Source organism: Burkholderia ubonensis subsp. mesacidophila, from assembly GCF_002097715.1.
In the GTDB taxonomy this organism is placed as follows: Bacteria; Pseudomonadota; Gammaproteobacteria; order Burkholderiales; family Burkholderiaceae; genus Burkholderia; species Burkholderia mesacidophila.
The window spans coordinates 1,700,963-1,719,543 of sequence record NZ_CP020737.1 but is presented as its reverse complement, the minus strand read 5'-3'; the positions used below and the strand labels follow the sequence as shown (position 1 = coordinate 1,719,543).

General features: G+C 66.0%; 22 protein-coding genes and 1 tRNA gene. 11 read left to right on the top strand and 12 right to left on the bottom strand.

Annotation, left to right across the window (positions count from 1 at the left end; translation table 11 throughout):
• Positions 1-4: 4 nt before the first annotated feature.
• Positions 5-838: an ABC transporter permease gene (locus B7P44_RS08230; protein ID WP_084902700.1), complete on the top strand. Its 834-nt coding sequence runs from the start codon at positions 5-7 to the stop codon at positions 836-838.
• 81 nt (positions 839-919) lie between these two features.
• Here the strand turns inward: B7P44_RS08230 and B7P44_RS08225 are convergent, their stop codons facing one another.
• The 4 genes from B7P44_RS08225 to B7P44_RS08210 form a co-directional block, all read right to left on the bottom strand.
• A complete protein-coding gene (locus B7P44_RS08225; protein WP_084902698.1) occupies positions 920-1,342 on the bottom strand; it encodes a hypothetical protein in 423 nt (140 codons plus the stop codon).
• 163 nt (positions 1,343-1,505) lie between these two features.
• On the bottom strand, positions 1,506-2,564 hold the full coding sequence (locus tag B7P44_RS08220) for a permease (RefSeq protein WP_084902694.1): 1,059 nt from the start codon (positions 2,562-2,564) through the stop codon (positions 1,506-1,508).
• A gap of 14 nt (positions 2,565-2,578) precedes the next feature.
• Complete coding sequence (gene mnmH, locus B7P44_RS08215) at positions 2,579-3,670, bottom strand: tRNA 2-selenouridine(34) synthase MnmH (RefSeq protein WP_084902691.1); 1,092 nt, start codon at positions 3,668-3,670, stop codon at positions 2,579-2,581.
• 66 nt (positions 3,671-3,736) lie between these two features.
• Positions 3,737-4,690 carry a LysR family transcriptional regulator gene (locus tag B7P44_RS08210; protein ID WP_084902689.1) on the bottom strand — a complete coding sequence of 318 codons (954 nt, stop codon included), beginning with the start codon at positions 4,688-4,690 and terminating at the stop codon, positions 3,737-3,739.
• 175 nt (positions 4,691-4,865) lie between these two features.
• Between B7P44_RS08210 and B7P44_RS08205 the strand changes: the two genes are divergently transcribed.
• Both B7P44_RS08205 and B7P44_RS08200 read left to right on the top strand, forming a co-directional pair.
• Entirely contained in the window at positions 4,866-6,287 is a 1,422-nt protein-coding gene (locus B7P44_RS08205; protein WP_084902686.1) for a M20 family metallopeptidase, read from the top strand.
• Positions 6,288-6,354: 67 nt separating this feature from the next.
• Positions 6,355-7,641: an MFS transporter gene (locus tag B7P44_RS08200; protein WP_084902684.1), complete on the top strand. Its 1,287-nt coding sequence runs from the start codon at positions 6,355-6,357 to the stop codon at positions 7,639-7,641.
• Between the two features lie 64 nt (positions 7,642-7,705).
• On the opposite strand, the gene B7P44_RS08195 is transcribed toward B7P44_RS08200, so the two are convergent.
• Together B7P44_RS08195 and B7P44_RS08190 are read right to left on the bottom strand one after the other, a co-directional pair.
• Positions 7,706-8,758 (bottom strand): NADP(H)-dependent aldo-keto reductase, encoded by a 1,053-nt coding sequence (locus tag B7P44_RS08195; protein WP_084902682.1) that lies wholly within the window; start codon positions 8,756-8,758, stop codon positions 7,706-7,708.
• Positions 8,759-8,888: 130 nt separating this feature from the next.
• Positions 8,889-9,323: a PaaI family thioesterase gene (locus tag B7P44_RS08190; protein WP_084902680.1), complete on the bottom strand. Its 435-nt coding sequence runs from the start codon at positions 9,321-9,323 to the stop codon at positions 8,889-8,891.
• Between the two features lie 169 nt (positions 9,324-9,492).
• On the opposite strand from B7P44_RS08190, the gene B7P44_RS08185 reads away from it, so the two are divergent.
• Positions 9,493-9,978, top strand: a complete 486-nt coding sequence (locus B7P44_RS08185; protein WP_084902679.1) for a winged helix-turn-helix transcriptional regulator — start codon at positions 9,493-9,495, stop codon at positions 9,976-9,978.
• A 311-nt stretch (positions 9,979-10,289) separates the two neighbouring features.
• Positions 10,290-10,913, top strand: coding sequence for a phospholipase D family nuclease (locus B7P44_RS08180; RefSeq protein WP_321970435.1), 624 nt, complete (start codon positions 10,290-10,292; stop codon positions 10,911-10,913).
• 138 nt (positions 10,914-11,051) lie between these two features.
• Here B7P44_RS08180 and B7P44_RS08175 read toward each other — a convergent pair whose 3' ends face one another.
• Entirely contained in the window at positions 11,052-11,279 is a 228-nt protein-coding gene (locus B7P44_RS08175) for a hypothetical protein (protein WP_084902674.1), read from the bottom strand.
• Positions 11,280-11,540: 261 nt separating this feature from the next.
• Between B7P44_RS08175 and B7P44_RS08170 the strand changes: the two genes are divergently transcribed.
• On the top strand, positions 11,541-12,512 hold the full coding sequence (locus tag B7P44_RS08170) for a GGDEF domain-containing protein (RefSeq protein ID WP_084902671.1): 972 nt from the start codon (positions 11,541-11,543) through the stop codon (positions 12,510-12,512).
• A gap of 94 nt (positions 12,513-12,606) precedes the next feature.
• Here B7P44_RS08170 and B7P44_RS08165 read toward each other — a convergent pair whose 3' ends face one another.
• A complete protein-coding gene (locus B7P44_RS08165; RefSeq protein WP_084902669.1) occupies positions 12,607-13,080 on the bottom strand; it encodes a VOC family protein in 474 nt (157 codons plus the stop codon).
• Between the two features lie 224 nt (positions 13,081-13,304).
• Entirely contained in the window at positions 13,305-13,718 is a 414-nt protein-coding gene (locus B7P44_RS08160) for a hypothetical protein (RefSeq protein WP_133118112.1), read from the bottom strand.
• Here B7P44_RS08160 and B7P44_RS08155 point away from each other — a divergent pair.
• The 3 genes from B7P44_RS08155 to B7P44_RS08145 all read left to right on the top strand — a co-directional run bounded on the left by B7P44_RS08155 (position 13,705) and on the right by B7P44_RS08145 (position 15,427).
• Positions 13,705-14,148 (top strand): XAC2610-related protein, encoded by a 444-nt coding sequence (locus B7P44_RS08155; RefSeq protein WP_133118111.1) that lies wholly within the window; start codon positions 13,705-13,707, stop codon positions 14,146-14,148. The two genes, B7P44_RS08160 and B7P44_RS08155, sit on opposite strands and share 14 nt — an antisense overlap.
• 143 nt (positions 14,149-14,291) lie before the next feature.
• Positions 14,292-14,579 carry a DUF1330 domain-containing protein gene (locus B7P44_RS08150; protein ID WP_084902662.1) on the top strand — a complete coding sequence of 96 codons (288 nt, stop codon included), beginning with the start codon at positions 14,292-14,294 and terminating at the stop codon, positions 14,577-14,579.
• Between the two features lie 575 nt (positions 14,580-15,154).
• Positions 15,155-15,427 (top strand): hypothetical protein, encoded by a 273-nt coding sequence (locus B7P44_RS08145; protein ID WP_084902660.1) that lies wholly within the window; start codon positions 15,155-15,157, stop codon positions 15,425-15,427.
• A gap of 151 nt (positions 15,428-15,578) precedes the next feature.
• Here B7P44_RS08145 and B7P44_RS08140 read toward each other — a convergent pair.
• A tRNA-Met gene (locus tag B7P44_RS08140) sits at positions 15,579-15,655 on the bottom strand.
• Positions 15,656-15,755: 100 nt separating this feature from the next.
• Complete coding sequence (locus B7P44_RS08135; RefSeq protein ID WP_133118110.1) at positions 15,756-16,088, bottom strand: hypothetical protein; 333 nt, start codon at positions 16,086-16,088, stop codon at positions 15,756-15,758.
• 425 nt (positions 16,089-16,513) lie between these two features.
• Here B7P44_RS08135 and B7P44_RS08125 point away from each other — a divergent pair, with 425 nt between their 5' ends.
• Complete coding sequence (locus tag B7P44_RS08125; protein WP_157721051.1) at positions 16,514-17,515, top strand: class I SAM-dependent methyltransferase; 1,002 nt, start codon at positions 16,514-16,516, stop codon at positions 17,513-17,515.
• A gap of 199 nt (positions 17,516-17,714) precedes the next feature.
• Here the strand turns inward: B7P44_RS08125 and B7P44_RS36205 are convergent, their stop codons facing one another.
• Positions 17,715-18,356 (bottom strand): glycosyltransferase, encoded by a 642-nt coding sequence (locus B7P44_RS36205; RefSeq protein ID WP_133118109.1) that lies wholly within the window; start codon positions 18,354-18,356, stop codon positions 17,715-17,717.
• Between B7P44_RS36205 and B7P44_RS36200 the strand changes: the two genes are divergently transcribed.
• Positions 18,346-18,513 (top strand): hypothetical protein, encoded by a 168-nt coding sequence (locus B7P44_RS36200; protein ID WP_157721050.1) that lies wholly within the window; start codon positions 18,346-18,348, stop codon positions 18,511-18,513. The two genes, B7P44_RS36205 and B7P44_RS36200, sit on opposite strands and share 11 nt — an antisense overlap.
• The last annotated feature ends 68 nt before the right edge of the window (positions 18,514-18,581 follow it).

The window sequence follows — 18,581 nt, the reverse complement described above, 5'->3', positions numbered from 1 at the left end:
GCTCATGGACGTACGCAACTATTCCGCCTCCGCCACGCCCGCGCCGCCGCGCGAATCGCGCTTTGCGATCGCGATGCCCGCAAACGCGACCAACTGGGTCGCCGTGTGGCGCCGCAACTACCTCGTGTGGCGCAAGCTCGCGGTCGCGTCGATGATCGGCAATCTCGCGGATCCGATGATCTACCTGTTCGGGCTCGGTTTCGGGCTGGGGCTGATGGTCGGCCACGTCGACGGCGTGTCGTACATCGCGTTCCTCGCGGCGGGCACGGTCGGATCGAGCGTGATGATGTCCGCGAGCTTCGAGTCGATGTATTCGGGCTTCTCGCGGATGCACGTGCAGCGCACCTGGGAGGCGATCATGCACACGCCGCTCGTGCTCGGCGACATCGTGCTCGGCGAGATCGTCTGGGCGGCCAGCAAGGCGATGCTGTCGGGTTCCGCGATCATGATCGTCGCAGGCCTGCTCGGCTATGCGAGCTTTCCGTCGATGCTCGCCGCGCTGCCGGTGATCGCGCTCGCCGGCCTGGCGTTCGCGAGCGCCGCGATGGTCGTCACCGCGCTCGCGCCGTCATACGATTTCTTCATGTTTTATCAGACGCTCGTGCTGACGCCGATGCTGCTGCTGTCCGGCGTGTTCTTCCCGCTCACGCAGTTGCCGGAGATTGCGCAGCACGCGGCGCATGCGCTGCCGCTCGCGCACGCGGTCGAACTGATCCGGCCCGCGATGCTCGGCCGGCCCGCGTCACACGTCGGCCTGCACGTCGCAGTGCTGGCCGCCTATGCGCTCGGCAGCTTCCTGCTGTCCGCGCGGCTGTTCCGGCGGCGGATGATGCGCTGACCGCGCGACGTCGCGCACGCACGGGGCGCGTCCGGCCCCGCTGCAACGGCGCTTGCACGTCGTGCGCGACGGCGACTGACGTCACTCGTCTTCGTCGCTCCACGGAATCTCGACGTCGGTCAGGAACGCGACGGTCGCGAGCGGGCCGCCCTCGTGACGCCCGAGCTTGCCGTCCGCGCGATGCCATTCGACCCGGAACTGCGTGCCCGGATCGTCGGCCACCAGATAGACCGAGCGCAGCTCTTCCGGCTCCGCATCCTCGACGGGACCGTCGAACGACACGAGCATCTTCTGCGGCCACAGGCCATTCATCGGATCGTAGATGCGCTCGCCCTGCGGAATGTCGACGCTGGCCTCGACGCCGATCGTCGCGGACGCCTCGACGATCATCGCGCCGAGCGCCGACAGCACGGCGGTCGCGCGCGCCGAATTGGCCTGGCGAATCGCGAGATCGCCGCGCGTCAGCGCCTTTTCGAGTCGAGGATGAATCTTGGGTTGGGTCATGCGATTTCCTGATTGCGTCTTGTGAATGGCGCCGCCCGCGCGAAGCGGCGGCGCCGGATGAATAGGATGACGATACGGGCCGGCGCGCGCAATCCCGGACGACGCGTTCGCCCCCGCGCGGCCTGCGGTGCGCCCTGGCCAGGCGCTCCCGCGTGGCGCGCCGTCAGAACCCCAGCGCGATCGCGAGCAGCCCGCTCGCGATGCCGAACGCGACGACGAGCGCCGTGACGATCGCGAGCGTGGCCGGCCGGAACGAGCGCGCGAGCATCGCGAGCGATGGCACGCTGATCGGCGGCAGCGTCATCAGCAGCGCGGCGGCCGGGCCGACGCCCATGCCGAGCGACAGCATCGCCTGGATGATCGGCACCTCGCCTGCCGTCGGAATCACGAACAGCGCGCCCGCGACCGCGAACGCGACGATCCAGCCGAGATGGTTGCCGATGTCCGGGCTGATATGCGGGAACAGCCATGCACGCGCGGCGCCGAGCAGCAGCACGAGCACGAGGTATTCGGGCACGAGCCGCGTGGTCATCCGCGCAAGGATCTTCATCCAGCGCGCGAACGCGTTGCCCGCCGCGGCCTGTTCGGCCACCAGCGCAGCGAGCCGCGTGTCGTCGATGCTGCGGTCCTCCGGGCGCGCGATCCGGTTCAGCAGATAGCCGATCCCGAACACCATCGCGATGCCGAGCACGAGCCGCAGCGCGCTCCAGTGCCAGCCGAGCACGAAGCCCATGAACACCAGCGCGGCCGGGTTCAGCACCGTGTTGCCGAGCCAGAACGCGACCGCGCCGCCCGGCGACGCGTGCCGCTCGCGCAGGCCCGCGACGACGGGCGCCGCGCAGCAGGTGCACATCATGCCAGGCAGCGACAGCAGGCCGCCCGCGGCGACGCTGCCGAAGCCCGTCCTGCCGAGCACGCGCGCGACCCAGTGCGCGGGCAGCAGCGCCTGCACCGCCGAGCCGAGCAGCAGGCCGAGCACCATCGCCTGCCAGATCGCCTTGCCATATGCCCACGCGTAGTCGAGCGCAGCCTTCAGCGACGGTTCGGGCGGCGCCGACGCCGCGCCCATCAGGATCGACTGGCCGATCGAATGATGCTCGGCCGCCAGGAAGGCCTTGTTGTAGTACGGAAACCATTTCACGTAGAACAGGCCCGCGACCGCGATCAGCAGGAAAGTCATCCAGCCGAGCGCCGGATTCGGTTGAGTGCGTGTGGTTGTCATGTTCTGGTCTGAAGTTATGTCGTGGAGGCGATGCCGGCGGCCGTCGCCGGCAACCCGGCCTGGGCGAGCTGCGCGAGCAGCGCGTTCGCCTGTTCGCTCGCATCGGCCGCATTCGGCCGGAAATGGAACGTCAGCGCGCGGCTCGGCTTGCCGAAATGCTCGCGGAAGGTCCGCGCATAGGCCGGATCGTAATGCCGGTCGATCAGTTCGCCAAACAATTCGGCGCGCGCCTGCGCATCGATCAGCCCGCCCCAGCGGTCGACGTCGTCGCGGCTGTGCAGGCCGATCAGCCGCCGCAGCTGCGCCTTGAACGCGTCCGGCTCGTCGAACAGATGGGCGTAATCGTCGAGCAGGAACGCGATGCGCTCGTCGCGCGCCGCGTCGACCTGCACCCACGGCCCCGCGTGAAACGCCTGCAGCAGCGCGAGCGGCAGCTGCACGAGCCCGATCTTGCGGCTTTCCGATTCAACGAACACCGGCCAGGCCGGATCGAAGCGCTCCAGCGCCCCGACGAGCCGCGAGTCGAACGCCTTCTGCGACGGCTGCGGCACGCCCGGCAGCGCGCCGAGCAGCGAGCCGCGATGGCACGCAAGCGCCTCGAGGTCGAGCGTCTGCGCGCCCACGCCGCGCAGCGCCTGCAGCAGGCGCGTCTTGCCGCAGCCGGTGTGGCCGACGAGCGCGATGTAGCGGAACCGGGTCGGCAGCGTGTCGAGCGTCGCGCACACCGAGCGACGATACGCCTTGTAGCCGCCGTCGAGCTGGCGCGCCTGCCAGCCGATCAGGTTGAACCAGGCGGTCATCGACCCCGAACGCTTGCCGCCGCGCCAGCAGTAGATCAGCGGACGCCAGTTGCGCGGCCGGTCGGCGAAGGTCGTATCGAGGTGGCGTGCGATGTTGCGCGCGACCATCGCCGCGCCGACGCGCGTCGCCTCGTACGGCGACACCTGGCGGTACATCGTGCCGACGAGCACGCGCTCCTCGTTGCTGAGCACGGGCGCGTTGAGCGCGCCGGGGATGTGGTCCTCGGCAAACTCGAGCGGCGTGCGCACGTCGATGATCTCGTCGAACTCGCCGGCGCGATCGAGGGTGACAATCAGGTTCTTCAATTTGGCGTCAAGCGGCCCGGCCCCGGCATGGGGGGCCGCAGCGGTGCGGATAGGTGGATCGAGGGATTATCTCACGCGGCGGCTTCGCGGGCGTCGCACCGGGGACGGCGCGGCGCGCGTCGCCGTGATCGCGTCGACCAGATGATCGCGAAACGCGCGCACCGACGCCGGCAGGTCGCGCCCCGCCATCGTCTGGATCTGGATGCTCCGCTCGCCCAGTTGAGGATCCGTCAGCGGGATGACGACGAAGCCGTCCGCGTCGCAGCGGTCGCGCACCGACAGCAGGCCGGCGAACATCACCGCGCCCGTATGTTGCGCGTAGCGGTACATCACCGCCGTGTTGTTGCTCGTCAGCTCGGGCTCGAGCAGCAGCCCGTCGAGCGCGCACGCGATGTCGATCAGCTGGCGCACGGTGGTGCCCGCCTCGGGCAGCACGTGCGGATGGCGCGCGACGTCGGCAAGCGACACCGCTTCGCGCGCCGCGAGCGGGTGGTCGCGTCGCACCAGCGCGTAGATCGGCGCCCGTTCGGTGTGCTCGACGCGCACGCCCTTCTCCGGCGCGAGGCTGAACGTCAGCGCGAGATCCGCATCGCCGTCGCGCACGCGCCGTGTCGCATCGGCCGGCGACACGACCCACAGAGAGAAGTCGACGCCCGGGTGACGCGCCTTGAAGCTCGCAAGCACGCCCGGCAGGAAATCGATCGCGAAGCCTTCCGTGCACGCAATCTTCAGCAGGCTGCCGTGCAGCGCGTCGAGGCCGCCGATCTCCTTCATCACGTGTTCCGCCTCGAGCAGGCTGCGCTGCGCGAAGCTCAGGAGCCGCTCGCCCGCCTCCGACAGCGCCATCCCGCGCGGACGGCGCTCGAACAGCGGCGCGCCCAGCTCGCTCTCGAGCTTCGCGATCTGCCGGCTGACCGCGGACACGGCGACGTGCAGCCGCGCGGCGGCGTCGCTGAGCGAGCCGGTGCGCGCCACTTCGACGAAATACCGCAGCGCGAGGCCATGCAGGAACGCCGCCATCGTTCGGTCTCCCGAGGCCGTTGCCGGCCGTTCTGCCTTGCCTTTTCGGCAAAGAAAGGTTCGAAATTCGATGATTGTGACAAAAAAAACGGCTTCCTAGAATCGATCGCACTTCGGGTCACCTGCGCGCGACCCGCCGCCCGACCGCTTTGCATCGGACCAGAGGAGACCCGCCTTGAGCCGTACCGCCGCCATCCAGCACGCGCTGAACCAGTTCGAATCCGGCGCGTTCCTCGCCACCCTGAGCCGCCGCATCGGGCTGCGCACCGAAAGCCAGGAAAGCGGCTCCGCCGCCGCGCTGCGCACGTACCTGACCGACGAGATCGCGCCCGAGGCCGAACGCCTAGGCTTCGCCACCCGCATCGCCGACAACCCCGTCGACGGCGGCGGGCCGTTCCTGCTCGCGTCGCGACACGAGGACGACGCGCTGCCGACCGTGCTGATCTACGGCCACGGCGACGTCGTGCGCGGCTACGACGCGCAATGGCGCGCGCCGCTGTCGCCGTGGTCGCTAACCGTCGACGGCGACCGCTGGTACGGCCGCGGCAGCGCCGACAACAAGGGCCAGCATTCGATCAACCTCGCCGCACTCGCGAGCGTGCTGGCCGCGCGCGGCGGCCGGCTCGGCTTCAATGCCAAGCTGCTGATCGAGATGGGCGAGGAAACCGGCTCGCCCGGCCTCGACGCGCTGTGCCGCCGCGAACGCGCCGCGCTCGCCGCCGACGTGCTGATCGCGTCCGACGGGCCGCGCATCGCCGCCGAGCGACCGACGGTCTTCCTCGGCTCGCGCGGCGCGGTCAACTTCACGTTGAGCCTGCGCGCCCGCGACGGCGCGCATCATTCGGGCAACTGGGGCGGGCTGCTGCGCAATCCGGCGATCGTGCTCGCGCATGCGCTCGCGAGCCTCGTCGATGCGCGCGGCGCGATCCGCGTCGACGGCCTGCGCCCGCCGCCGATCCCCGCCGCGGTGCGCGACGCGCTCGCCGATCTCGCCGTTGGCGGCGGCCCCGGCGATCCGGCGCTCGACGCCAACTGGGGCGAACCGGGCCTCAGCCCCGCCGAACGCGTGTTCGGCTGGAATACGCTCGAGATCCTCGCGTTCAAGGCCGGCAACCCCGAGCATCCGGTCAACGCGATCCCGCCTGCCGCGTATGCGCACTGCCAGCTGCGCTTCGTCATCGGCACCGACTGGAAAGCGCTGCACGCGCACCTGCGCGCGCACCTCGACGCGCACGGCTTCGCCGACGTCGAGGTCGACGTCGAGCGCGGCGCGCCCGCGACGCGCCTGCCGCCCGACGATCCGTGGGTACGCTGGGCGGTCGCGTCGCTCGCGCGCACGACCGGCAAGAAGCCGGCGATCCTGCCGAACCTCGGCGGCACGTTGCCGAACGAAGTGTTTGCCGACACGCTCGGCCTGCCGACGCTATGGGTGCCGCACTCGTATCCGGCATGCGCGCAGCATGCGCCTGACGAGCACCTGCTGGGCAGCGTCGTGCGTGAAGGACTCCAGATGATGGCCGGGCTGTTCTGGGATCTCGGCGACGCCGCCCCGCCCGTTCGCCGCCACACGCCCGATATCGCCGGCGCCGGCGTTTGACGCGCCGCCGCCGCGAAGCCGCAACGCCTCGCCTGTCGTCCAACCCTTCAACGGACACGCTCACACGATGAACACCACCACCCTCGCCACGCAGGAAGCCGTTCATCCCGGCGCCGCGAAAATGCGCCGCATCATCCTTGCGGCGTCGATCGGCAACGCGCTCGAATGGTTCGACCTGATCGTCTACGGCTTCTTCGCGGTGACGATCGCGAAGCTGTTCTTCCCCGCGACGAGCGAGGCAACGTCGCTGCTGCTCACGCTCGGCACGTTCGGGCTGTCGTACCTGATCCGACCGATCGGCGGCTTCGTGCTCGGCGCGTACGCGGACCGCGCCGGGCGCAAGGCGTCGCTGCTGCTGTCGATCGCGATGATGATGGGAGGCACGCTGCTGATCGCGACGATGCCGACCTACGCGTCGATCGGCCTTCTCGCGCCGCTCGGGATCATGTTGTCAAGGCTGATGCAGGGCTTCTCCGCAGGCGGCGAATTCGCGAGTTCGACCGCGTTCCTCGTCGAACACGCGCCGCAGCGGCGCGGCTTCATGTCGAGCTGGCAGTTCGCGAGCCAGGGTCTCGCGACGCTGCTCGCATCGGGTTTCGGCGCGCTGCTGACGAGCACGCTGACGCCCGCGCAGCTCGAGAGCTGGGGCTGGCGCGTGCCGTTCCTGTTCGGGCTCGCGATCGGGCCGGTCGGGCTATACATCCGCCGCTACGTCGACGAAGGCGTCGAGTTCACGACGCAAGCACGTTCGGAGGCGCCCGTGCGCGAGCTGTTCGCCGGCCAGAAGATGCGCGTCCTGCTCGCGATCGGCGTGCTCGTGATCTCGACCGCGGTGAACTACATGGTGCTGTACATGCCGACCTACGCGATCAAGCAGCTCGGCCTGACCGCGTCGACCGGCTTCGCGGCGACGCTCGCCACCGGCTTCATCCTCACGCTCTTCACGCCGCTCGTCGGCCACTGGTCCGATCGCGCCGGGCGGATCCGCGTGATGACGGCCGCGGCGCTGCTGATGCTCGTCACGGTCTGGCCGACGTTCGCGTGGCTCACGCGCCATGCGTCGTTCGCGACGATGCTCGCCGCGCTGATCTGGATCGGCGTGCTGAAGGCGATGTACTGCGGCGCGCTACCCGCGTTGATGGCGGAACTGTTCCCGGCGCAGACGCGCGCGACCGGGCTCGCGGTCAGCTACAACACGGGTGTCACGCTGTTCGGCGGCTTCGCGCCGTTCGTGATCACGTGGCTCATCAGCGCGACCGGCAACCGCCTGTCGCCGGCGCTCTACCTGATGGGCTGCGCGTTGCTGAGCCTCGCGGCGCTGTTCGTCGCGCGCACGCGCCTGCGGATGCGCTGACCGGCATACCCTCCACGCGTTCACGGCTCCCGCGGCGACGCATGCCGCGCGGGCCGTCCGTCGTTTACGGCGCGGGGTTCGGCTGCCGTTCGTGCAGCGCGTCGATCTCCGCGAGAATCTCGTCGGACAGCTTGACGTCGACGCTGCCGATGTTCTCCTTCAGCTGCTCGAGCGATGTCGCACCGATAAGGTTGCTGGTCAGGAACGGTCGGCTGTTGACGAACGCCAGCGCGAGCTGCGCCGGCGACAAGCCGTGCCGCTTCGCGAGCGCGACATAGCGCGACGTCGCCTCGACCGCCTGCGGCTTGCTGTAGCGCTGGAAGCGCTCGAACAGCGTGATGCGCGCGCCGGCTGGGCGGGCGCCGTTCTCGTATTTGCCGGACAGCCAGCCGAACGCGAGCGGCGAATACGCGAGCAGGCCGACGCCTTCGCGATGCGTGAATTCCGACAGGCCGTTCTCGAAGGTCCGGTTCAGCAGGCTGTACGGGTTCTGGATGCTGGCGATGCGCGGCAGCCCGAGCTTCTCGGCCGCGCGCAGGAATTGCGCGACGCCCCACGGCGTCTCGTTCGACACGCCGATCGCGCGCACCTTGCCCGCCTTCACGAAATCCGCGAGCACCGCGAGCGTCTCCTCGATCGGCACCGTATAGGCGTCGTCGATCCACGGATACGCGGGACGGCCAAACGTCGTCGTGCTGCGGTCCGGCCAGTGGAGCTGGTAGAGATCGACGTAATCCGTCTGCAGGCGCTTGAGGCTGCCGTCGAGCGCCTCGGTCAGGTTCTTGCGGTCGAACTGGTTGCCCTCGCCGCGGATATGACGCGGATTGTGCGGCTGCCGGGCCGGGCCGGCGATCTTCGTCGCGAGCACGATCCTGTCGCGCAGCGCGCGATGCTGCGCGAGCCACGTGCCGATGTACTGCTCGGTGCGCCCCTGCGTTTCAGGTTTCGGCGGCACCGGATACATTTCCGCGGCGTCGACCAGCGTGACGCCCTGCCCAATCGCGTAGTCGAGCTGCGCGTGCGCGTCGCGCTCCGTGTTCTGCTCGCCCCACGTCATCGTGCCGAGACCGATCAGGCTGACTTCGATGCCCGAATCGCCAAGTGTGCGGTATTCCATGCTGTTCCTGTCACGTCGGTGGAAAGCAGGAACGCTATCACAATGAAATGCTCCCTTCAGAAGGGCCGCCCGGCGGCTTACAACCGGCCTGCGGCGGCGGGTTTCGGTTGCCGCTTCGGCTTCGGCGTCACTACGGGCGCTGAATGAAGCAGGTCGCCGACGCGTGCGCGACGATCTTGTCATCCGGCGTCTTCAGCGTGCCTTCGGCGACGCCGAGCGAGCGCGACAGGTGAATCACGCGGCCTTCCGCGATCAGGTCGACGTCGCGCGGCACCGGCCGCAGCATCTTCACGTGCAGGTCGACGGTTCCGTAGCCGACGCCCGCGTCGAGCATCGAATGCACCGCGCAGCCGGTGACCGAATCGAGCACCGTCGCCGCGAAGCCGCCGTGCACGCCGCCGAGGGGGTTCAGGTGCCGACCGTCCGCGCGCGCCGCCATCTTGATGTAGCCGAGCTCGACCTCGAGCGGCCGCATCGGCATGGTCTCGGAAATCGACGCGAGCGGCACGTCGCCCGTCACAGCGGCACGCAACAGCTCGATACCGGACATCGAAAGCGGGTTCATCAGTTCGTCTCCTGATTGAAAGCGCGTCGCCGCGCGAGTAAGTTCCAAATTGGAACCGATTATTCATCGCGTGAACCTGGCTGTCAACGCGGGTACCGCCCGATCCTTCCGAGGGGCAGTTCTATAATCGAACCCGCCAATTCGCTGAACCGACTGACGAGACTCGACGATGAAATGGGATGACATCGGCACGCTGAACTGTTCGGTCGCCCGCACGCTCGCCGTGCTCGGCGACCGCTGGACCATGCTGATCCTGCGCAACGCCTTCCTCGGCTGCCGCCGCTTCGATGCGTTCCAGGCCCAGCTCGGACTGACCCGCCACGTACTCGCCGAGCGTCTCGCGCGCCTCGTCGACGACGGCGTGCTCGTCAAGCGCGCGTACCAGGAGCGTCCGCCGCGCTTCGAATACCGGCTGACCGAGAAAGGCCGCGACCTGTACCCTGCGCTGCTCGCGCTGATGGCCTGGGGCGACCGCTGGAAGGACGACGGCAACGGGCCGCCGCTGCAGTTGCGCCACCGCACCTGCGGTCATCTGATGCATGCGGTTCCGGTGTGCTCGGCCTGCGGCGAGCCGCTCGACCCGCGCGACGTGCAGCCCGAAGCCGGCCCCGGTTGGGTGGCGCCGCCGCACACAACGGAAGCGTCCGGCGAATGATGCGCCGCGCCGGCGGCGGCAAGCCCGTGCGCCACGCGCCGCTTGCAGGCATGCAATCGGCTGCCGCCTCGCACGCGGTTGCGCTGGCATGCGACGTGCCGGTCTGCTTCGGCGCAAACCGGTCGCACTGACTCGCGACGCACGCCGACGCACCGGCCGCACGTACCGCACCGCCACGCCGCACTCGCACACGCCGGCACGCACCTGCTTGCGCACGATCGCACGCAATCCGCACGGACACAGACGTGGCCGCGACCGCGCGTCTGCGTTACACTCACCGCCCTTTGTCTCAAAATCCTCCGTTGTCCACGATGTTGTCGCGAAATCGCCTTGCCGCCGTTTGCGTTGCCTCTTCCTTGCTCGTCATGCCGTACGCGGCATTCGGAAAAACGCAGACCGAGTCGCTGCTGCAACAGGCGATCGATTTCGTGTCGCGCCTGTTGCCGGCTCCAACGCACGAGGCGCCGGCCAGCCAGGTCGTCGAATCGGCGTTCTCGCCCGACGCCGGCGCCGAAGCGCTCGTGCTGAAGGCGATCGGCGCCGCACGCAGCTCGATCCGGGTCGCGGCCTACTCGTTCACGTCGCCTCCCGTCACGCGTGCACTGCTCGCCGCGAAGCGACGCGGCGTCAACGTGGCGGTCGTCGTCGACGACAAGGGCAATCGCGCGAAAAGCAGCAAGCAGGCGCTGAACCTGCTCGTCAACGCGGGCATCCCGACGCGCACGATCGATGTGTACGCGATCCATCACGACAAGTACCTCGTGATCGACGCCGAACACGTCGAGACCGGATCGTTCAACTACAGCGCGTCGGCGGCGTCACGCAATTCCGAGAACGTCATCGTCGTGTGGAACAACCCGCAACTGGCGTCACGCTATCTCGCGCACTGGCAAAGCCGCTTCGACCAGGCCACGCCGTATCGCTCCGCATACTGACGGCGCCGGCGCGTGACGCACGCGTCCACCGTCGACGCGGCGCCGCGCGTCGACATGCACGGCACGGATCGATGATCGGCGACTGGCGAACGTTGCTCAACCCTGCCGAACGGCCAACGACGCGCCGCGCCGATGCGGTCAACGGATCTCGCCCGATCGCCCGGCCACGACGCTGACCCGCGCCTCCAGCGCGCAGTTGCTCCTGCGCGCATGCGCGTCGCTGGCCGCAGGCGTGGCCGCGGCGGCAACGCTCATCGACGATGCACCGCGAAGGCACGCCTCGTCGGCAGCGAGGTAGTTCTGGACCATCGGATAGATGATGTAGAGCGCAAAAGCGAGATACCCGGCGTACAGGAAGCGGACCATATTGCGTTTTCTTGAACAATAACTTCGCTCTGTTTACGGCACTGCAACGAACGACTTTAGGCGGGCGGCGACGCGCACACGCGGGACATCGCCGTGCAGCACAGTGCGCCGCGCCTTGGCGGCGCGCCGCGGAATGCGCGATACTCTCCCGCATGAAACCGGCGGGCGCGCGACGGCACCGGCCGCTCCGGGCCGCATCGTACCCCTGACCGGCACACAACCGACACCCGGTCTTCGTCGCCGGGACACGGGACAAGGCCCATGCAAATCGCACCCAAACCGCCCGACGAAGCGGCTCGCCTCGCCACGCTGCATTCGCTCGACATCCTCGACACAGCGCCGGAAGAACGTTTCGACCGTGTCACCCGCCTCGCGCGACGACTGTTCGACGTACCGATCGCACTCGTCAGTCTCGTCGACGAAAACCGCCAGTGGTTCAAGAGCCGCATCGGCCTCGACGCCGCCGAAACGCCTCGCGACGTGTCGTTCTGCGCGCACGCGCTGCTCGCGCGCGACGCGCTGGTGATCCCCGATGCCCGTCTCGACGAGCGCTTTCACGACAACCCGCTCGTCACCGGCACGCCGGGCATCCGCTTCTATGCTGGTCAACCGTTGCGCGCGCCGAACGGCGCACGGATCGGCACGCTGTGCCTGATCGACACCCAGCCCCGCTCGCTCGCCCCCGACGAACTGTCGCTGCTCGAGGACCTCGCCCACATGACCGAACGCGAGATCGCCGCGCTGCATCTCGCGACCACCGATGAGCTCACGCAACTGACCAACCGGCGCGGCTTCGAGACGCTCGCCCGGCACGTGCTGACGCTGTGCGCGCGGCTCGACCGGCACGCGGCGCTGCTGTTCTTCGACCTGAACGAGTTCAAGTCGATCAACGACCGCTTCGGCCACGCCGAAGGCGACCGCGCGCTCAAGGCATTCGCGGACACGCTGACGGGAACGCTGCGCGACAGCGACGTGATCGCGCGCCTCGGCGGCGACGAATTCGTCGTCCTGCTGAGCGCGACTGACGCAGCCGACGCCGACGAAGCCGTCAGGCGCGTGTCGCGCGCGCTGGCGGCACGCAACGACGCGGACGCGCGCGGCTATGCGATCCGGTTCAGCACCGGCCGTGTCGAGTACGATCCCGCGCGCCACCACACGGTATCCGACCTGCTCGCGTCGGCGGACCGCCACATGTACGAAGACAAGCAGCGCGGCAAGGCGGCGCGCGCCTGACCGGCGCACGTCGCGCACCCCGCACGACCTGCCGGCGCGCGCGCCGCGATGCGCACCGGCCGCGGCGCGCGCATGCCCGGCTGGCCGAAACCGCTCAGCCTCCGCATCCGGGCGCGCTGGCCATTGCGTCGCGGATCTGCTCCGGCGTCAGGTCGCGCTGATGCGTCGCGAGCGACCAGCGATGCCCGAACGGATCCTCGACCTGGCCATAGCGGTCGCCCCAGAACATGTCGGCCGGCGGCATCGTGACCTTCGCGCCGGCCGCCGCGGCCTGCGCGATCGCCGCATCGACGTCCGGCACGAACAGATGCAGGCAGACGGCCGTTCCTTTCAATGCCTTCGGTCCGAGCGCGCCGTGCTCGGGCATTTCGTCGACGAGCATCAGCGACGAATCGCCGATGGTCAGGCAGGCGTGAATCAGCTTGCCGTTCGGGGCCGGCAGGCGCACCCGCTCGACGGCGTTGAACGCCTGCTTGTAGAACTCGATCGCATCGGCGGCGCCGGCGCAGATCAGGTGCGGCGTAAGCGTGCGCATCCCTTCCGGGATCGGTTTGACGGACGTGGACATGAGCGGGCTCCTTGAGTCGGTTGTCGGATCGGAAAACGGAACGCGGCGCGCGATGCGCACGCCTCCGACCTTACGACGGGCGAGCAGGCACGGAATCGACAGACCGGGCCGAAAATTTTTTTGGGTGCGGTGGCGATGCGATCCGCCGACGGTTTCGCCTGCCCGCACCGGTCCGGTCGGCGCCATATTTCCGGCCGGCGTCGAGGGCGAGCGAAGCGCGTGCTTCATCGCCCCACCGCGTCCGGAGAGAGACGGACGGGGGGCCGCACGGCCTGACCGAAGGCGAAACGCAATACGGCGTGCGCACGACGCCGCATGCGTGCCTGAAATCGCTGCAGCCGACCAACGCGCGTATCGACGTACGCGCACTGAAAAACGCCTATCGACAGCGGATCGACGAACTGCAGGACTTGCCGGATTTCCCCGAAGCCGTGAAAAACGGGGGCGGCAGCCGGTTCCGGCTCGACGATGTCTCCACGCAGTTCGACTTCAACGTGCGGATGTACGCCGATTGCCTGACGCCGAAGGACACGGAGAGCGAGACCTGCCATACGCCCGGACAAATATCCGTCTACCGGAAAGGCGCGGCAGACGATCGACATGCCGATCATCTTCGCGACGCTGATGGCATCCGGCAAGCCGCTCGCCAATTCCGCCCGGCCTTACGACGATCAGGGAGTCATCAACGTCGGCGACTTCAACTTCGACGGTCACGACGATTTCGACGTCCAGACCTGCAACGAGGGCAACTATGGCGGGCCGAGTTACGACGTCTACGTGTTCGATCCGAAAAGCGGCAAGTTCATCCCCAACGATGTGCTGAGCGAGCTGACGCGGTCGTCGCTCGGTTTCTTCGACGTCGACGCCAGGCACAAGCGACTCCGTACGCTCGGCAAGAGCGGATGCTGCTGTCACGAGACGACCGTCTATCGCGTCGAACGGAATCGGCCAGTCCCGGTGGAACGGCATAGCGAGGACGGAATGCGCGGCGACGGCAGGATGGCGATCACCGACGAGCGCCTGGTCAACGGAAAGTGGCAGCGGAAGGTGCGTTATCTGTCGCACTAAGGGCCGGTCGCGCGGGGCGCGAGCGACAACTTCGGCTGCGGTGTACGATCGATGCCGCGCTCGCGTTGCGCGTCGCGCAACAGCAGCCAATCCGACGGCCCGGGATCGTCGGGCCATTTCCGAACCGCATAAGGAGTGTAATTTTGGCGACCTATATCGTCTTCACCCTTGAAAGCACGCAGGACCAGCAAGAACTCGACATCTACCAGAGCAAGGTCGGCGCAACGCTCGCCGGCCATCCGCTGAAGGTGCTCGCTGCGTACGGCGATCAGGAGACGCTCGAGGGCGAAGGCCCGGAAGGCGTCGTGATCGTCGAGTTTCCGTCGAAGGCGGCGGCGCACGCATGGTACGACGGCCCCGAATACCAGGCGGTCGTCCAGCATCGCTTCAAGGGTGGACGCTATCGCGCGGTGCTGGTCGAGGGCACGTGAGCGAAGCGGCTGCCGAAGCACCGCCCGTCTTCGCATTCGCGCGAAAAAAATCCCCACGGGCCTTGAAACCGTGGGGATGTGAAAAACCGTTGAGAGACACGGTGTCCGACCGAGGGTCTTGAAGCATTCGGGTAAGGTCAGACGCGTTGAAGTTTACTGGCCCGGGGATGGCAGCCGGACGCACATTTTCGCTTGCGTCGAACCATCACAGTTCGCATGGCCGGAATCCGGTCGGTTGCGGATGCATAGCGAAAAAGGTCCCCGTGGCGTCTGAGTCCACGGGGACGTCAACAACCCGCGGAGAGACTCGCGGTGTCTGGACAGCACGCTCAGGCACGAGGGTAAATCCAGACGCCGCGGAGTTTAGATGTGCCGTCGATCCGAATGAAGACACAGATGCGGCCGGTTCGCAGCGTTACAGGTCGTTGGATGCATCGGGAAGCGTTGCATCGTCCCAGGATTCTTCGGCGCTTCGCGTCACGACGTTCATCTGGTCGGCACGCCAACGAGGCGAACCTTCGCTATGCGAGAATTGAGGCCTCTGACCACTTCAACCCACACACGACAGGTTTCGCATGACCACGCACATCACCATCGAATTCACCGAACACGCGGCGGAAGCAGTCGGCGATCAAACCAGCACCAGCTTTTCCTACGACCAGGGTGCACATCTTCCGCAACCGGGCGATTTCGTCGAACTCGAGAATTTGAATCAGACGTTTCTTGTCATTGGCCGGGTGTTTTCGCTCAAGACCAACACGAGCGCCGTCAAACTCGTTCTCGACCTGCCTCCCGCCGATGATCAGCAGGGGTTCGATCCGGAGTCTTGGGGGAAGTCGGGCGAGTAACGCCGGTAATCGGATCGGCGATGCGTGACGTTCAGGCGTGACGGCTGGATGGCCATCGCCTTGATCGGATATCGGGTCTCGGTACATTCGAGATTCGAGGATGCGCTCAATGCAAAAAGCCCGCTTGCTTTCGCATAGCGGGCTTCGATGTTGGTTGCGGGGATAGGATTTGAACCTATGACCTTCGGGTTATGAGCCCGACGAGCTGCCAGACTGCTCCACCCCGCGACCAAGATTGTAAGCGAACGCGTCCGCCGATGCAAACAGAAAGCCCGCTCAAAGGCGGGCTTCATTTTCTTTCGGCGCACCGCTCCTCCACCGGAGAGAGTCACGCACTTAAGCGGTATCGGTCATTTGCGAGAACACTACAGTTTTCGCGGCTTACCAGCGACCAAGAGGCAGAAGTCTCCAGCAGCTTGCCAAGGACCGCGAGCGCATCGGCGATCGTGCCGATTTCCGTCGAGTGAGCCTGGTTCATGACTCGCGCGACCTTCTGCGGCCGCATCTCCATACGCCGCGCGAGTTCAGTTGGCGACACTCCCTGAGCCAGTATGTCGTTCATCGGGCAGGCGTGGGCGCGCACCAAAGCCGACGACCACACCACCGCCATGGTCACGTCCGGCTCTAGCAGCACTCGCCCCATCGCGAAGCTATTGCACAAGCGATTTCCGGTCGCATGCATCTGGCGGCGCGACGAGCACGAGTCCCTAGAACTTCGGGACCACAGAAACATCAAGGTCCGCAGCGGCAGCCCCCACAACACCCACAAGCGTCTTCCTCGGTACATTAGCCATCGAGCAACGCCCTCTTCCCCTGTACTTGATCAGGCAGTACGCTTGCAGCCCGATGTAACCGAGCGTCGTCAGCGCGGTGTACCGGTTGATGTCGTGGCTCGTGAGTCAAAACCAGAAATTGCAGCCCACCGCCGGCATAGCCTTCATCGCGCTCGCAACGACTTCGTCCTTCATCGAGCCCCCGTTATGAAAAAGCCGCCCGAAGGCGGTATATGAGCCAAGCGATCTCGTCTATGCGGTGCACCTTGCTACAATGTCCGCCCTATCGCTATCGACTCGTTTGAGCAACTACATGATTACGCGCGACGACGTTATATCTGCCTATTCACTCCTTCTTGGCCGGCAGCCCGAGAGTGATGGTGCCATCTCGTCATGGCTTGACTCGTGCAGCAGCACTGACGAGCTTGTTGTGGGAATTGTGGGTTCTGAAGAATTCTCGAAGCGAGCAACGTCCATTGCACGCAAGCGAACGATGGACAATTTCGGAAGGTCAGATGCCCTTTCATCGTCCAAGATCAAGGCAGAGCCAAACCTGGTCCGGTGGCTTCGAGATCTCGATTCGATTTCCGGCTGGCTTTCGCCCGGTACGGCTTTCATGTCTGCAGGTCTTGCACAGATACAAGCCGAACATGGGTACCGCGGCAACATCGTGGAGATTGGCGTCTACCACGGCAAGTACCTGACCGGACTTGCGACAACACTCCTCGATGGAGAGAAGGCAATTGCCATCGACGTATTCGACGATCAATCGAAAAATGCTGATCTCGTCGGGTACGACGAGGTTGGCTCATCTGGAATTCACGACCTGACGCAACAAGCCTTCCTCGATAACGCGAAGCGTTACTGCCCGAATGCAGACATCGCAGTTATTCAGCGATCATCGCTCGAAGTCAGACCGGAAGACATTCTCAGCCACGGCGACAAAGTGAGATTCTTCTCGATCGACGGAGGCCATACCCTAGACGTTTTGCTCAACGACTTACATCTCGCGGTGGCGACGCTGGCGCCACACGGGATTATTTCCATTGACGATATTCTCAATCCTCAATGGCCAGGCATCATCACTGGTGTCGTTCGCTTCTTTGACGGCGAGACCAACTTGCGACCAGTCGCATTCGTCTCCAACAAATTGCTTTGCGCATTCGAACCATTTGCCAACTTCTATCGAAAGGCGCTCCTCGACATCGCTCCGCAGGCAATTCAAAGACGCGACGTAGAATTTTCAAACTACACCGCGGATCAATACCAAGACGGCGACGAGTACGATCGCTTCCTGGCCAGCATCAACGGTTGAACGTAACTTTGATTCGGGTGGGACCTCGGCATCGGATCCGAGGCCACTCTGTATCGCATGACATGTGTCTGGCAGCGATGGCATCGCCGGACCGACTGTTCAACCCGGCCGGATCGCAGGCGAACATCCAACTCGGCGAACAGAACTGAGCCACCGATCTGGGGCCGTGGACAATCACTTAATTGTGATCTCATGGAGGTCATCGAAACACTGCCCCCATGTTTGTTGCTTGAACTTCACCGAAATCCGAGATTGCAAAATCATGCAATCGCTCAGGACTCTCGATAAGCGACCTCATGACCTCGAATGCTTGTCTGGGTTCGTAGGGATCGAACCGAAGCTCTTCGAACGGAATGATTTCCGGAAGTCTCGCTGTATTGGATGTGGCGCAGACCTTTCCGTAATGGAAAATCTCGCACGCCGGCAAGCCCCATCTTTCGTAAATCGCAGGGAACGCAGCGAACAGACAGTTGTCGATCAGAGACGTCAGCTCATCGTTTTCGACGCCATGATGGATCTCAGCGAGATCCTTCGCTAGCGGATCGTGTTTAAGCAGGTATTCAACATCTCCAGTCAGCCCCTCCCGATCGACTATGATCACATCGGACACGATTCGCCGATATGTTGCGTAAGAAACCGTCACGCGTAGTTGAGGAGAATGTGATTCTTCCGAATCTCCATCGTGCCGATCGACAACACATACGGTCGCCCCATGACCGAAGCGTTTCGCCTCTACCCGCACACCGGCGCGCGGAAGATATCGTTCTCGTACAAGTACCCGGACGGTCACTCCGAAACTCTCGCGAGCGCGGCGCACGGCAAAGCGACGCGTGATCGACATTCAGAAAGGCACGATCATCGCCGACTCGGTCGGCCAGGCAATCGAGCGGTTCCGTGATGAGGTCGGCGCTAACCATTTCCGCGATCCGTCGAGCGATGGCAAAAGACCGTGCGCGATTCCGCCTACGATCGCCTGCCCCGATTCTTCGGGCACATAGCGCCGCAGCGACTCGCAACCATCCACGGCTACCAGTTCCTCGACGCGCGCGCGAAGACCAGCGCGCCG

Coding starts and splice junctions, on each gene's coding strand:
- B7P44_RS08230 (WP_084902700.1), top strand. CDS start 5: ATGGACGTACGCAACTATTCCGCCTCCGCCACGCCCGCGCCGCCGCGC.
- B7P44_RS08225 (WP_084902698.1), bottom strand. CDS start 1,342: ATGACCCAACCCAAGATTCATCCTCGACTCGAAAAGGCGCTGACGCGC.
- B7P44_RS08220 (WP_084902694.1), bottom strand. CDS start 2,564: ATGACAACCACACGCACTCAACCGAATCCGGCGCTCGGCTGGATGACT.
- B7P44_RS08210 (WP_084902689.1), bottom strand. CDS start 4,690: ATGGCGGCGTTCCTGCATGGCCTCGCGCTGCGGTATTTCGTCGAAGTG.
- B7P44_RS08200 (WP_084902684.1), top strand. CDS start 6,355: ATGAACACCACCACCCTCGCCACGCAGGAAGCCGTTCATCCCGGCGCC.
- B7P44_RS08195 (WP_084902682.1), bottom strand. CDS start 8,758: ATGGAATACCGCACACTTGGCGATTCGGGCATCGAAGTCAGCCTGATC.
- B7P44_RS08190 (WP_084902680.1), bottom strand. CDS start 9,323: ATGAACCCGCTTTCGATGTCCGGTATCGAGCTGTTGCGTGCCGCTGTG.
- B7P44_RS08185 (WP_084902679.1), top strand. CDS start 9,493: ATGAAATGGGATGACATCGGCACGCTGAACTGTTCGGTCGCCCGCACG.
- B7P44_RS08180 (WP_321970435.1), top strand. CDS start 10,290: ATGTTGTCGCGAAATCGCCTTGCCGCCGTTTGCGTTGCCTCTTCCTTG.
- B7P44_RS08175 (WP_084902674.1), bottom strand. CDS start 11,279: ATGGTCCGCTTCCTGTACGCCGGGTATCTCGCTTTTGCGCTCTACATC.
- B7P44_RS08170 (WP_084902671.1), top strand. CDS start 11,541: ATGCAAATCGCACCCAAACCGCCCGACGAAGCGGCTCGCCTCGCCACG.
- B7P44_RS08165 (WP_084902669.1), bottom strand. CDS start 13,080: ATGTCCACGTCCGTCAAACCGATCCCGGAAGGGATGCGCACGCTTACG.
- B7P44_RS08155 (WP_133118111.1), top strand. CDS start 13,705: ATGGCATCCGGCAAGCCGCTCGCCAATTCCGCCCGGCCTTACGACGAT.
- B7P44_RS08145 (WP_084902660.1), top strand. CDS start 15,155: ATGACCACGCACATCACCATCGAATTCACCGAACACGCGGCGGAAGCA.
- B7P44_RS08125 (WP_157721051.1), top strand. CDS start 16,514: ATGATTACGCGCGACGACGTTATATCTGCCTATTCACTCCTTCTTGGC.
- B7P44_RS36205 (WP_133118109.1), bottom strand. CDS start 18,356: ATGTCGATCACGCGTCGCTTTGCCGTGCGCCGCGCTCGCGAGAGTTTC.